15 protein-coding genes are annotated in these 13,190 nt (G+C 51.4%); all 15 read left to right on the top strand.

What is annotated here, in order from left to right:
- Positions 1–6 precede the first annotated feature (6 nt).
- The 15 genes from ribE to ccsA all read left to right on the top strand — a co-directional run bounded on the left by ribE (position 7) and on the right by ccsA (position 13,171).
- Complete coding sequence (ribE, locus tag NNL21_RS05145) at positions 7–702, top strand: riboflavin synthase (protein ID WP_204816343.1); 696 nt, start codon at positions 7–9, stop codon at positions 700–702.
- A 36-nt stretch (positions 703–738) separates the two neighbouring features.
- Complete coding sequence (locus tag NNL21_RS05140) at positions 739–1,986, top strand: bifunctional 3,4-dihydroxy-2-butanone-4-phosphate synthase/GTP cyclohydrolase II (RefSeq protein WP_204816342.1); 1,248 nt, start codon at positions 739–741, stop codon at positions 1,984–1,986.
- Between the two features lie 115 nt (positions 1,987–2,101).
- The gene (ribH, locus tag NNL21_RS05135) at positions 2,102–2,572 is read left to right on the top strand and encodes a 6,7-dimethyl-8-ribityllumazine synthase (protein ID WP_204816341.1); all 471 of its coding nucleotides are present in this window, start codon (positions 2,102–2,104) and stop codon (positions 2,570–2,572) included.
- Between the two features lie 51 nt (positions 2,573–2,623).
- Positions 2,624–3,406 (top strand): segregation and condensation protein A, encoded by a 783-nt coding sequence (locus NNL21_RS05130; protein WP_204816340.1) that lies wholly within the window; start codon positions 2,624–2,626, stop codon positions 3,404–3,406.
- Positions 3,375–4,043: an SMC-Scp complex subunit ScpB gene (gene scpB / locus NNL21_RS05125; protein WP_204816339.1), complete on the top strand. Its 669-nt coding sequence runs from the start codon at positions 3,375–3,377 to the stop codon at positions 4,041–4,043. Before NNL21_RS05130 ends, scpB begins: the two co-directional genes overlap by 32 nt.
- An 81-nt stretch (positions 4,044–4,124) precedes the next feature.
- Positions 4,125–4,829, top strand: coding sequence for a DUF2953 domain-containing protein (locus NNL21_RS05120; protein ID WP_204816338.1), 705 nt, complete (start codon positions 4,125–4,127; stop codon positions 4,827–4,829).
- A 359-nt stretch (positions 4,830–5,188) separates the two neighbouring features.
- Positions 5,189–5,629: a GerW family sporulation protein gene (gene ytfJ / locus NNL21_RS05110; protein WP_204816337.1), complete on the top strand. Its 441-nt coding sequence runs from the start codon at positions 5,189–5,191 to the stop codon at positions 5,627–5,629.
- Positions 5,630–5,768: 139 nt separating this feature from the next.
- Entirely contained in the window at positions 5,769–6,062 is a 294-nt protein-coding gene (locus NNL21_RS05105; protein WP_256555053.1) for a spore germination protein GerW family protein, read from the top strand.
- Positions 6,063–6,267: 205 nt separating this feature from the next.
- Positions 6,268–7,473: a D-alanyl-D-alanine carboxypeptidase family protein gene (locus NNL21_RS05100; protein ID WP_256555052.1), complete on the top strand. Its 1,206-nt coding sequence runs from the start codon at positions 6,268–6,270 to the stop codon at positions 7,471–7,473.
- Complete coding sequence (locus tag NNL21_RS05095) at positions 7,473–8,207, top strand: nucleoside recognition domain-containing protein (RefSeq protein WP_204816336.1); 735 nt, start codon at positions 7,473–7,475, stop codon at positions 8,205–8,207. Before NNL21_RS05100 ends, NNL21_RS05095 begins: the two co-directional genes overlap by 1 nt.
- A 37-nt stretch (positions 8,208–8,244) precedes the next feature.
- Complete coding sequence (locus tag NNL21_RS05090; protein ID WP_204816777.1) at positions 8,245–8,733, top strand: spore maturation protein; 489 nt, start codon at positions 8,245–8,247, stop codon at positions 8,731–8,733.
- A 135-nt stretch (positions 8,734–8,868) separates the two neighbouring features.
- Positions 8,869–9,609, top strand: a complete 741-nt coding sequence (locus NNL21_RS05085; protein WP_204816335.1) for a pseudouridine synthase — start codon at positions 8,869–8,871, stop codon at positions 9,607–9,609.
- 88 nt (positions 9,610–9,697) lie between these two features.
- Positions 9,698–10,231, top strand: a complete 534-nt coding sequence (locus NNL21_RS05080; protein WP_204816334.1) for a redoxin domain-containing protein — start codon at positions 9,698–9,700, stop codon at positions 10,229–10,231.
- 19 nt (positions 10,232–10,250) lie between these two features.
- Complete coding sequence (gene resB, locus NNL21_RS05075; protein WP_256555051.1) at positions 10,251–11,915, top strand: cytochrome c biogenesis protein ResB; 1,665 nt, start codon at positions 10,251–10,253, stop codon at positions 11,913–11,915.
- Entirely contained in the window at positions 11,912–13,171 is a 1,260-nt protein-coding gene (ccsA, locus tag NNL21_RS05070; protein ID WP_204816333.1) for a cytochrome c biogenesis protein CcsA, read from the top strand. Before resB ends, ccsA begins: the two co-directional genes overlap by 4 nt.
- Positions 13,172–13,190: the final 19 nt, after the last annotated feature.

Genomic DNA, 13,190 nt, shown 5'->3' with positions numbered 1-13,190 from the left:
TCATCGTTGTTCACCGGATTAATCGAAGAAATCGGAACGTTGAAACGGGTCTTTAAGCAGGGCGAAGCGATGATGCTGACATTCGAGGCATCCCGCATTCTGTCCGATGTCATGATCGGGGACAGCATCTCGGTCAACGGCGTCTGCTTGACTGTAACGGAATTCAACCGTTCTGCATTTACGGTTGATGTGATGCCGCAGACGTTCCGGCATACGAACTTGAAAGATATCCGCTCCGGCGAGAGTGTTAATCTGGAGCGCGCCATGAAGGCCGGAGGCCGATTCGGCGGTCATATCGTGCAAGGCCATGTCGACGGTACGGGTATCATCGTGTCCCGCACGGCCGATGCCAATGCGGTAGTGTTCGCCATTCGTCCTCATGATGCAGGCTGCATGCGTTATATTATTCCTCAAGGCTCGGTTACGATTGATGGAATCAGCTTAACGGTTACGGAATGCCATGAATCGGGCTTCTCGATCTCGATCATTCCGCACACGCTGCGAGAGACGGCTCTCCAGTCCAAGCAGCCTGGAAGCAGTCTTAATATTGAGTGCGATCTGCTTGGAAAGTACGTGGACCATCTGCTGCATTATAAAGGCTCAGGTCCGCGGGGCAGCGGCGATTCTATGGAAGCAGGCGGTGTCAGCGGCCCGGGTAAAGGGTTGACAGCCGCATTTCTAGCGGATAACGGTTTTCTATAAGTAAATGAGTAAGTTGTACGAGAAGGAGGGAATGACATGAGCCAGCAAGGAAAACAGGATGATTCCGATTATCAAGTATCACGTGAATTTGACGCTATCGAGGATGCGATATATGATCTTATGCTTGGCAAGCCCGTTATCGTGGTAGATGACGAAGACCGCGAGAATGAAGGCGATTTGATCGCCCTAGCCGATAAAGCAACGCCGGAAGTCATCAATTTCATGATTACGGAAGCCAGAGGTCTCGTGTGCGTGCCGATTACGAAGGAGAGGGCAGAGGAGCTTGATCTGCCTCAGATGGTCGCCCGGAATACGGACTATCACGGTACGGCGTTTACGATTTCGGTAGACCATGTTTCCACCACGACAGGCATTAGCGCATACGAGCGTTCGCAGACGGTGAGAGCGTTGATTGATCCGACTACAACGGCCGACGACTTCCGGCGCCCGGGACACATCTTTCCATTAGTTGCGAAGAAAGGCGGCGTGCTCCGGCGTGCAGGTCATACGGAGGCAGCGATCGATCTGGCCCGGATGTGCGGCTCCAAGCCTGCTGCGGTTATCTGCGAAATTATTAAAGAAGACGGCTCCATGGCCCGTTTGCCGGATTTGATCGAGTTCAAAAAGCGCCATGAGCTGAAGCTGATCTCGATCCGCGACATGATCCATTACCGCAATGAGAAGGAACAGCTTGTCGAGCGTGCGGTGGACGTGAAGATGCCAACCGATTTCGGCATGTTTCGAGCCGTTGCTTATACGAACGAGGTGGACAACAAGGAGCATGTTGCGCTGGTTAAAGGAGAAATCAATTCTGATCTGCCGGTACTCGTCCGTGTTCACTCCGAATGTCTGACGGGTGATGTATTTCACTCCAACCGCTGCGATTGCGGGCCGCAGCTGGCTGCGGCGCTCAAGCAAATTGAGGAAGCCGGCAGCGGGGTTCTGCTGTATATGAGGCAGGAAGGACGCGGGATTGGCCTGATCAATAAGCTGAAGGCTTATGAGCTGCAGGAGCAGGGATTCGACACGGTCGACGCGAATATTAAATTAGGCTTCGCTCCTGATTTGCGCGAATACGGTATCGGTGCTCAAATCTTAAAGGACCTTGGTGTTCGCAAAATGAGGCTGCTTACGAACAATCCGCGTAAAATCCGCGGGCTTGAAGGATATGGCATCGAAGTGGTCGAGCGCGTCCCGATCCAGATGGAGGCTAACGAGAGCAATACGAATTATCTGCACACAAAGAAAGCAAAGCTGGGCCATATGCTTGAATTCGAGATTTAATTGTGATATTAATGAAGATCGGCAGTAACGAGACGGGTTGAACGATTGAATGGATCAACAACAACCGCCGCAGAGGCAGAATATTCTATAATAACCACTAACGGAGGTAATAAATATGCCGCATGTATATGAAGGACATTTAATATTGCAAGGACAGCGTTACGGTATCGTAGTCGGACGTTTCAATGAGTTTATTTCGAGCAAGCTGCTAGGCGGAGCCTTGGACGCTCTAAAGCGTCATGGCGCCGCAGATTCTGATGTTGACGTGGCATGGGTTCCAGGAGCGTTCGAAATTCCGCTAATCGCGCAAAAGATGGCCGAAAGCGGCAAATATGACGCCGTTATCACACTCGGAGCCGTGATACGCGGATCTACGCCTCACTTTGATTATGTTTGCAGCGAAGCGGCAAAAGGCGTTGCGGCCGTTAATTTGAAGACGGGCGTACCTACGATCTTCGGGGTACTGACAACCGATTCGATCGAACAGGCTGTGGAACGTGCCGGGACGAAAGCGGGCAATAAAGGCTGGGAAGCGGCGGTTACGGCAATCGAGATGGTCAACCTGACCAAAGCGCTTCAAGAATAGGCTTCTTGCCCGAGGCGGGGCATGACAAACAATGCTTAGGAGGACCGCACCATGACGGTGACTTACAAACTGGAATCGTTCGAAGGTCCGCTTGACCTGCTCCTTCACCTGATCGATAAGGCGGAGATTGACATTCACGAGGTGTCCATCAGCGAGATTACAGACCAGTATATGGACTACTTGAATGCGATGCAGGAGCTGGAGCTTGAAGTGACCAGCGAGTTTCTTGTCATGGCGGCCACCTTGCTGTTTATCAAGAGCAAGCAGCTGCTCCCGAAGATGCCGGTCATTGAGGACGAGTATGATGACATGTGGGATGACGATGGTCTCGATCCGCGCGACGAGTTGATCGCCAAGCTGGTCGAGTACCGGAAGTATAAGCAGATCGCCGAGCAGCTTCGGGATAAGGAATTCGAGCGCAGCCTCGTATTCACGAAGGAAGCGGAGGATTTGACTCCCTATATGGCCACCATTCAGGAAAATCCGGTAAAAGGGCTGCATGTGGACGATCTCATCAAGGCTTTCCAGAAAGCGATGCGCAAGGCGTCGAGGCGAAATATTGTAGCGACCGTACACAGGGATGAAATCTCGGTCAAGGATCGGATACGCGATATCGTCGCGGTGCTTCGCGAATTCGAGACGGTTCGTTTCTCCAAGCTCATTCGCGAAGAGATGAGCCGCCATGAGGTTGTCGTCACGTTCCTCGCTTTGCTGGAGCTAATGAAGATGAAGCATATCCGCTGTTTTCAGCATCAATTGTTCGAAGATATTGTGATTCATTGGAGAGGGGAAGCGGCGGAAAGTGGAATTCTCGAAGTTGAAGACAGTTATTGAAGGCTTGCTGTTCATGGCGGGGGACGAAGGCTTAAACGCCAAGCAGCTGGCCGACATTCTGCAGCTGGATGCCGCTGTCGCTGCGGATATCGCCAAGGATTTGATGCGGGAGCTGAAACGGAAGAAACGCGGCATTCAGGTGTCGCTCGTCGCAGGCGCGTTCCGATTGACGACGAACCCGGAGCATTCCCCGTATTTCGAACGGATGGCTTATACACCAACCCGATCGAGCCTCTCGCAAGCAGCTCTTGAGACGTTATCCATCGTAGCCTACAGGCAGCCGATCACGCGAATCGATATCGAAGAGATCCGCGGGGTGAAGAGTGACCGGGCCATCCATTCACTCGTAATCAAAGACTTGATAGAAGAGGTGGGCCGAGCGGAAGCGATCGGCAGGCCGATCTTATATGGCACGACGAAGTCGTTCCTCGATTACTTTGGTCTTGCGGGATTGGACGCGCTGCCGGAGCCGACGGCGGTGGATGACGATTCGCTCGATGAACAGACGCAGCTGCTGTTCGAGAAGCTGGAGAGCCGTCAAATCACGATTGACGAAATGCCGGAAGATGAGCCGGGCACCGAACCGGGCGCTGATGATGAATTTGCAGCTGATGAGATGCGGGTAAACGAAAGCTGACAGCATATCTGCATGAATGAGATTTGTACCTAAGGTCATACTATATCCGTCCATAAACAGGGAATTGGGGGAATGAGGCCCATGCTTGGTTATCCGTACGGGTGGTTGATCGGGGCAGGTCTCTTTTTTTTGCTCGTTCTCACGGCACTTCTGTCTTCACTGGTCATTAGTGCTCATGTGAAACGAATCGGGGACGACGATCATGCTGAGCTTCGTGTGCGCGGTTTGCTTGGTATTATTAACTACCATTGGGAACTGCCCGCCATTCGAATGAAAGGCTTTGGAATAGAAATGAAGCATGAAAAAACAGCAGAAAACATTGATGACAGCTCTCGTGATACCTCCATGAAAAATGTAGATAAGGATAAGATCCTTAAGTCGTTCCAACAAACCAACAAGCTGCTCAAGGAAACAGAGGGATTGCTTGGGTGGGTCAGAGTGACACTTGGTCATGTGCGGCTGACAGAGTGGAGCTGGCACACGGCAGTCGGTACCGGAGATGCCATGTGGACGGCCATGCTGACAGGCATGGCCTGGTCCATCAAGACAACCGCTATCGGGGTTCTGTCGCAATTAGTGCGTCTGCAGACAAATCCTCAGCAGTCGGTTCAACCGGTGTACCAGCAGACGTACTTTATGTCGGAGTGGCAGCTAAAGGCGAAGATCAGGCTTGGTTATGCGATATTGGCCGGATTTATTCTCATGCGCCGCGCTTCCAATTTAAAAGGCCTTGGACGCGACTTGCTGCTTTGGCAGCGGATTTTGCTGGGATCAAAAACAGCATAGTATCCTCGATACATATTCGCACCTCCTTGTGTGCACAATACAGAAAGCGTAGGTAAGTCCTTATCTATATCGCGACTGAGCGCTTACGAGGTAAGTTTGCTGTGATGACTGTGTAATGTGGAGTCGCTTCACAACACTTTTCGGGAGGAATAAACAATGACAGATCATCCGATAAGGTCTAATGCAAACCGCGATGGAAAACATCAAGGGCATGGTTGATGTGAACACCATCGTAGGCGATCCGGTACAAACGCCAGACGGATGAAGTGTTAGTAAACGACACAAAAAGAAAACTGCGCTAAACCCCTTGATGTATCACTGATTCAATATAAAACAACATTGTACAGGAGGGAAAGGGAATGAATGAACACCCGATTCAAGGATTAATGCAAACATCAATGGAGAACCTTAAAAAGATGATTGATGTTAGCACGATAATTGGTGATCCTGTGCAGACTCCAAATGGAGATGTAATAATGTCAATCTCAAAGGTCTCCTTTGGATTTGCTGCAGGAGGAAGTGATTTTACTACATCTGGAACTCATCAAAAGTCTGATGCAAATAACGCATCTGTTGAACTTCCTTTCGGTGGAGGTAGTGGTGGTGGAGTCACAATAAACCCAATTGCATTCTTAGTTGTAGGTACCAGCGGAGTACGGATTGTACCACTGGATAATCAAACTCATTTGATGGATAGAGTGATTGATCATATTCCTCAAGTTATGAACATGGTTCAGGATGCATTTAAACCAAAAGATAAGATAGATGTAGAAATACACAGTCAAGATCATTTGATTTAGTATTACTCATCTATAAGGCTGCCTTTAATGGCAGTCTTTTCATTTGCAATTGATCGTTATAATTATATGTTATGAGGTGATCGTCATTTAGTAGTTACTATACTTCTGATTCATATAAGTTAATGGAATACACAGAAAGTTGTTTCGTTTACAAACGCCAGACGGCAGCGTCATTATGCCGATTTCGAAGGTTGGGTTCGGGTTTGTAGCCCTTCCGTTCGGCGGCGGCAGCGGGGGCGGCGTTTCCATCACGCCAATCGCTTTCCTGGTTGTAGGCACCCATGGTGTCCGTGTCGTACCGCTCGATAATCAAACACATCTGATGGAGTGCGTTATCGATTCGGCCCCTCAAGTATTCAAGAGCTGTTCAAGAATGGTGGACGGGCCAGCGACGAGTCGGGCGTACTCATCGAAACACCGGAAGGCCACCTGATTTAACCAAACCAGAGGCATATCGCTATACTTGATTCGATTTATGATAACCGACAAAGCAAGTGGGAAAACTGTCCGTAGAGGGCGGTTTTCTTTTTTTTTGCATGCCCTCATGACAGGGCTCGGACATATCCTTGGGCTCCGTTCATATAATGTACAAGACCCGGGCCATTCTTGCGCCCTGATTACGAGGAGGAAACGTACGTATGAGGCTCGATCGTAAATGGATGCGGCTCCTAGGAGCGCTTATCATCGGATGGTCTGTCTCGGCTGTTCCGTCAGAGGCCGCGGCAGAGTCTAGAGGAGCTCCGGCGCCGATCGGCACCCATGCCAAAGCAGCTGCGCTGATTGATGTGGAATCCGGCCGTCTACTGTACAGCAAAGATGGAGACACCCCTATGCGAATTGCCAGTTTAACCAAAATAATGACGGCGATTGTTGCAATCGAACATGGCAAGCTGTCTGACAAGGTGAAGACAAGTAAGCGCGCTTTTGCCAAAGAAGGGTCCTCCATCTACCTGAAGCTGGGCGAGGAGATGAGCCTTCAGAATATGCTGTACGGCCTGATGCTTCGTTCCGGCAATGATGCCGCAACGGCTATAGCTGAGCATGTCGGCGGATCGGAGGAGGGCTTCGTTCATTTGATGAACGAAAAGGCGCGCATGCTGGGCTTGACGAACAGCCAATTTATGAATCCGCATGGGCTCGATCAAGAAGGCCATTACTCATCTGCTAATGATCTGGCGAAGCTGACGGCATATGCCATGCACAATCCGACGTTCAAGGCCATTGTGAAAACACCGGTCAAGACGGCTCCGAATCCGAATGACGAGTGGGATTACAAGTGGACCAACAAGAATAAGATGCTTCATATGTATGATGGAGCGGATGGGGTCAAGACGGGGTATACCAAGCTGTCGCTGCGCTGCCTCGTTAGTTCAGCGACCCGAAACGGCCAACAGCTGGCTGCCGTGACGATTAACGACAGCAACGATTGGGTGGATCATTCTAAGCTGCTCGACTGGGGCTTCGCCAATTATCCGCTTACGGAAATCGCTTATAAGGGTCAGCCTGTAGACGGCTATGCGCTCGCCGTAGGGCGGACAGTACGCTTTCCTTTCGCGGCTGGCGAGATGGAGGAACTGAAGACCAAGCTTGTTCTGCTTGATCCCAACTCAACCTACTATGCGCTGGGAGAGCGCGGAACGCTCGAATGGTACATTGGCGATAACAAAATAGGCTCTACTATGGTGTACGAGCCCGCTGGGGCTAGAATGTCGCTGCCAGACCGTCAGACGGCGATATGGACGGCATCGGCTCAATCGGAGCCTGTAAAGCCATGGGCAAGATCGTTTGGCGGTGCGCTAAAGCAGGTGTTGTCGGTATTATTCGGTGGGATGGGGGCGGGGTGATGGTAAACTGGATCTGGTTGTTCTTTATCGTAGCTAGCTTCGTTGCAGCTGCACTGACCGGAAGGATGGAGGCGCTCACCGAAGCGGCCTTCGAAGGGGCGAAGAGCGGTGTCACAGTCAGTCTTGGGTTGATTAGCGTGATGGTCTTCTGGCTGGGATTAATGCGAATCGCCGAAGACGGGGGGCTTCTGCGCAAGCTGGCGGCCGCGATTCAGCCGATCGTTCGCTTTCTGTTTCCGGATGTGCCCAAGGGGCACCCTGCGCTGGGCTATATAATGAGCAACATGAGCGCGAATATACTGGGGCTGGGCAATGCGGCGACGCCGATGGGCATCAAAGCGATGCAGGAGCTCCAGAAGCTCAACCCCGATAAATCGACGGCGACGCCCGCCATGTGCACACTGCTTGCGCTTAATACTTCCAGCATCACCCTCGTCCCGACAACGCTCATTGCCATACGGATGACCTACAGCTCCGCGCATCCTGCGGAAATCGTAGGGACGACGCTGGCAGCGACGTTAGTGGCGACGGCGGCGGCTATTTTGGCGGATCGCTGGTACCGGTTCCGGTCAGGACCGCCTGCTTGGAAGGACTACGGCGGCAAAGGGGACAGTCCGAGGGTGAGGACGGGCCGTCCTAAGGCGGCCTCTCCACAGTCTGGCGCGGGGATCGGTCCGGCTGCCGCCGGAGATGGCCATCCTGCGGGCGGCGGAAAGGGTGAGGCCGTTGTATGAATGGATTACACTAATATCCGCATGGACCATACCGATTATGATCGTCTTTATTCCCCTTTATGCGGCATTTCGAAAGGTGCCTGTCTATGAGACGTTTCTGGAAGGGGCTAAGGATGGCTTCGATACCGCCATTAATATCATTCCGCACTTAGTCGGGATGATGGTGGCGATCAGCATGTTTCGCGCATCGGGTGCGATGGACATGCTCTCGTCACTCATCCGCCCGTTGTTCGATTATTTCGGCGTGCCCAGTGAAGTGCTGCCGTTAGGCATGCTGCGCCCGTTAACCGGTGCGGGTTCACTTGCTTTCACGACGGAGCTGATCAAGAATTACGGGCCGGATTCCATGATCGGACGAATTGCTTCCACGATACAGGGGAGTACAGACACCACACTATACGTCCTGACCGTATACTTCGGAGCCGTCGGTATCCGCCGCAGCCGTTACGCCTTGAAGGTCGGTCTATTCTCCGACCTGGTCGGATTTGTAGCTGCTATTGTCATTTGTCTCTTCGTATTTGGATGAACTCATACGTTCTTACGCCAAGTCTATCGGTTTCAGCATCGATTGTGGAGGATGCTGCTGCGCCGGTAGACTTATTTTTTGACAAGTTTCCTTATTTGTCGATTTTGGGGTATGATGAAGAGTGAGGTGAAATCATTGGAACGATTACAAAAAATATTGGCTCAAGCCGGGGTTGCTTCGCGCCGCAAGTGCGAAGAGCTCATACTGGCCGGACAAGTCCAAGTGAACGGTGAGCCGGTGACTACGCTAGGTGTTAAGGCTGATCCGGCGGTTGATGTCATTACGGTCAACGGAAGAACAATAAGAAATGAAAAGAAGCTGTACTTAATGCTGAACAAACCTAAAGGGGTCATCACGAGCGCCAGCGATCCGCAAGGACGCAAGATCGTGTCGGACTATCTTCCCGGCATCAAGGAGCGGGTCTATCCGGTCGGCCGCTTGGATTACGATACGGAAGGTCTGCTGCTGCTAACGAATGACGGCGATTTTGCCAACCTGCTGACACACCCGAGTCATCACGTCCCCAAGACCTATATGGCTACCGTAAAAGGAGTTCCGCACGGGACGTCGCTCGAGAAGCTTCAGAAGGGCATTATGCTGGAGGACGGCATGACCGCTCCGGCAGAGGTGGAGTATCACGACGTCGACACCGATAAGAAGCAAGCGACGATTATGATCACGATCTATGAAGGAAGGAACAGACAGGTGCGCCGTATGTTCGATGCGATATCGCATCCGGTGACCCGGTTGAAACGGATCAAATTCGGCGAACTTTTCCTGCTGAATCTGGCTCGCGGTACATATCGTCACTTAACGGAAAAAGAAGTCCAGGAGCTGCGTGATATGGCTCTTAAGACACATAAAATTCAAAAATAACGATCGGCGGCAATCTAATTGCCGTTCGATTTTCGTTATAATGACAATTGTGAGTTCATAAAAGATGTTGGGCGGTGACATAAGACAGATGGGAAAGAACCGCAGAAAGATACAAATCGTCATTTTGCTCGGCGTCTTGCTGCTCGGCGGTTACGCGATCGGTAAGGCACTTTTTGTGAGCGACGACGGGCTCCCGAAGAGGGGCGAGGCTCCGCCAGACTTCGCGCTGCTCAGTTCGGACGGACAACCCCATCGGCTGGCCGACTATGAAGGAAAGGCGCTTGTTATCAATTTTTGGGGTACCTTTTGCCCGCCTTGCGTCGTTGAAACACCGGAATTTCAGCGGCAATATGAGAAATGGCAGGGTCAGGGTAAGCCATTTGAAATTATCGGCATTAATCTGAGCGAGGACGATTTGACCGTCTCTAACTTCGTGCGGAAGTATGGCCTAACCTACGATATTTTGCGCGACAAACGCAACAAGATCGAGACGCTGTACGGGGTGAGATCCTATCCGACGACCTTTTTCATCAAGCCTGACGGAACGATTATGGACATATACGTTGGCGGGATGACGGAGAAGGACATTGATGAGCGCGTCATGAAACTGCTTCAGTCCTAAGTCAGGGAGGTCTATTCCTTTGTTGTCATTTGAAAATACGAAATGCGAGTGCGGCCACCAGAACCCGGTTGGAACCGTACTTTGCGAGAGCTGCGGGAAGCCTCTTGAAGCCAGCGAGGCGGCCTCCGATATGCCTCTTGAGATGAGGTATGACGGCGTCGCAAGGCGATCGCAGAAGAGCAACCCCACGATAATCGACCGGGTATGGAACTTTTTCTCCTCGGTCAAGATTGCGGTCCGCATTATTATCATTACGCTTCTCGCAGCTATTGTCGGCACGATCTTCACGCAGGAGAATGCATTCGTCTCCTTCGATCCTGCGACCTACTATGAAGAAAAGTATGGATGGATCGGCAAGTGGTATTATAAGCTCGGTCTATCCAACACCTATGAGTCATGGTGGTTTATCGGACTTCTGGTGATGATCGGCACCTCGCTTGTCATCTGCAGCCTTGACCGGGTGCTGCCGCTGTACCGGGCGCTGAGCAAGCAGCAGATCCGCAAGCATCTGCAGTTCATCAACCGCCAAAAAACGGTTTATTCCGCCGAACTGAAGAATGACCCGGAAGCATGGATCGGCCAGATGGAGGAACAGCTGAAGCGCAAGCGTTACCGCGTTCACCGGGACGGGACAGCGCTGCTGGCGGAGAAGGCCCGTTTCAGCCGTTGGGGACCTTATATCAACCATATCGGTCTGATCGTATTCTTACTTGCTGTGCTTCTGCGTACGATACCAAGCTGGTCTATGGATAATTACGTATCCGTCCCGGAAGGGGAGATCGTCCAAATTCCGAAAACGAACTATTTCATCAAGAACGAGAAGTTCACGGTAGACTATTACAAGGACGAAGAGCTGCCTGAGGAATTGAAGGGAACTAACCGGGCGAAGCTATATGAGACGAAGGCGGTACTATATACATGCAGCGAGAATTGCGATGATCCATTGCTTGAACCCAAGCTGGAGGAAGTTAAGCAGCATGATATTCTGGTCAATCATCCGCTTTCATACCAGGGTCTGAAGGTCTATCAATTCGGATACGACGATACGCCGAAGCTGAAGGCGGTTAAGCCGGTTCTGATTGACAAGGAAACCGGTCAAACCTACGGACCCTTCGATCTGACCATGCGGGATCCAGAGCTCAACTATAAGCTCGGTCCATACACGCTGGAATTGAAAACCAAATATATGGATTTTGTTATTGACTCCGCTGGGGAACCGGGGACTCAGTCGAGGGAGCCGAACGCGCCAGCGTTTATCTTTCTGTTGAAGGGACCGGACCTGCCTGAAGGTGGCGTGCCGTATATGTATTTCCCGAAACAGAATGACAAGGTCCGGTTCAGCCAGGATGCCATTAACGGCGATATCGGAAAGCGATTCGAAATTAAAGTGCCGAAGATGGAAGACGTTACATTCGCGGCCGTCGTCAGTACGTTGAATGTTCGTGTCGATAAAGCAATGCCGTATATCTGGGTTGGAGCGGGTATTTCCATGTTCGGCCTGCTGCTTGGATCCTATTGGCAGCATCGCAGAATTTGGCTTCGGGTGGACAATGGCCGCGTTTCGCTGGGCGCACATACGAATAAAAACAATTACGGCATGCGTGCCGAGGTGGCAGCTGTGCTGCACAAAACAGGCATCGACGTAGAGCCGAAGTCGCTCGATAACGGAGGGAACAAATCGTGAGTTTGGTTGATTTCAGCAGCGACGCGTTTATCGTCGCATTCTTTCTATATTGCTTTGGATTCTTATTCTACGGTGTTGCGATCATCGGACGCAAGTTCAGCAACCGCAACTCTGAAGATCATTTGCGAAGATGGGGACGGATTGCCTTCATAACGTCCCTGCTGGGCTTTGCCGCGCATCTGACTTTCTTCTTCACAAGATGGGCTGGCGGGGGACATATCCCAACCAGCAACATGTATGAATTTATGACCTTCCTGGCGATGATGGTCATGCTTGCCTTTATCGTTGTTTATGCCATCTACCGTAAGCCGATGCTGGGTTTCTTCACCTTGCCGCTCGTGGTCATCATTGTCGCGTTCGCCGCTGTATTCCCTCAGGAAGTACAGCCGCTTATTCCGCCACTGCAGTCGATTTGGCTGAAGATTCACGTCACGACGGCCGCGCTCGGAGAAGCATTCTTCGCAGTCGGATTCGCGGCGGGCCTTATGTATCTGCTGCGGGTTGTCGATTTCAACTCCCAAGAAAAATCAATGCGGCTGCAGCAGCGTTGGGTCGAGTTTACCCTGTATGTCGTCGTCATCATTATTGCTTTCATTGGTTCCGTGTTCTCATTCCGCGGCATGGGCTATGAAGCGCATTTTATTCAAGAGACGGTCTCCATCTCGAGCCAAGGGGTAGAATCAACGAAGACGGATGAAGTCAGTTATTCTATGCCTCCGATATTCAAGCCGTACAATAGCCAGGTTCAGTCCATGGATACATTCTTGGGCGTGAAAGAGCCGTTGTTTGAAACACCGTCATGGATGAAAGGCGTCGATGCGGCACGCAAGCTGAATACCATCGTCTGGTCGATTATTAACGGTACGATCTTATACGGATTGATTCGTCTCGTGCTTCGCAGACGGATTGGAGCTGCCGTCCACTCAGTTATGGATGGCGTCGATCCGGATGATCTGGATGAAATCAGCTACCGCGCGATTGCGATCGGTTACCCGATCTTTACACTCGGCGCGTTGATATTCGCCATGATTTGGGCGTACATTGCCTGGTCACGCTTCTGGGGATGGGATCCAAAGGAAGTCTGGGCGCTTATTACATGGCTGTATTACACCGCATATTTGCACTTGCGTTTGTCGCGCGGCTGGCACGGCAGAAAATCGGCATGGATTGCAGTTGTCGGCTTCGTCGTCGTCATGTTCACGTTAATTGGGGTTAACCTTGTGCTCGTCGGTCTGCATTCTTACGCAGGCGTATAAAACAAAACCCAAGATTCGT

Origin of the sequence: Paenibacillus mendelii, from assembly GCF_024498075.1 — a bacterium.
In the GTDB taxonomy this organism is placed as follows: Bacteria; Bacillota; Bacilli; order Paenibacillales; family Paenibacillaceae; genus Paenibacillus_Z; species Paenibacillus_Z mendelii.
The sequence above is the reverse complement of the archived record's forward strand: the minus strand, read 5'-3'. Positions and strand labels throughout refer to the sequence as shown.

Bases quoted from the DNA above. Each gene is read 5' to 3' on its own strand.
- NNL21_RS05130 (WP_204816340.1), top strand. From the start codon at position 2,624: ATGACGGTGACTTACAAACTGGAATCGTTCGAAGGTCCGCTTGACCTG.
- NNL21_RS05095 (WP_204816336.1), top strand. From the start codon at position 7,473: ATGGTAAACTGGATCTGGTTGTTCTTTATCGTAGCTAGCTTCGTTGCA.
- NNL21_RS05100 (WP_256555052.1), top strand. From the start codon at position 6,268: ATGAGGCTCGATCGTAAATGGATGCGGCTCCTAGGAGCGCTTATCATC.
- ribH (WP_204816341.1), top strand. From the start codon at position 2,102: ATGCCGCATGTATATGAAGGACATTTAATATTGCAAGGACAGCGTTAC.
- NNL21_RS05090 (WP_204816777.1), top strand. From the start codon at position 8,245: ATGATCGTCTTTATTCCCCTTTATGCGGCATTTCGAAAGGTGCCTGTC.
- NNL21_RS05120 (WP_204816338.1), top strand. From the start codon at position 4,125: ATGCTTGGTTATCCGTACGGGTGGTTGATCGGGGCAGGTCTCTTTTTT.
- ytfJ (WP_204816337.1), top strand. From the start codon at position 5,189: ATGAATGAACACCCGATTCAAGGATTAATGCAAACATCAATGGAGAAC.
- NNL21_RS05140 (WP_204816342.1), top strand. From the start codon at position 739: ATGAGCCAGCAAGGAAAACAGGATGATTCCGATTATCAAGTATCACGT.
- NNL21_RS05080 (WP_204816334.1), top strand. From the start codon at position 9,698: ATGGGAAAGAACCGCAGAAAGATACAAATCGTCATTTTGCTCGGCGTC.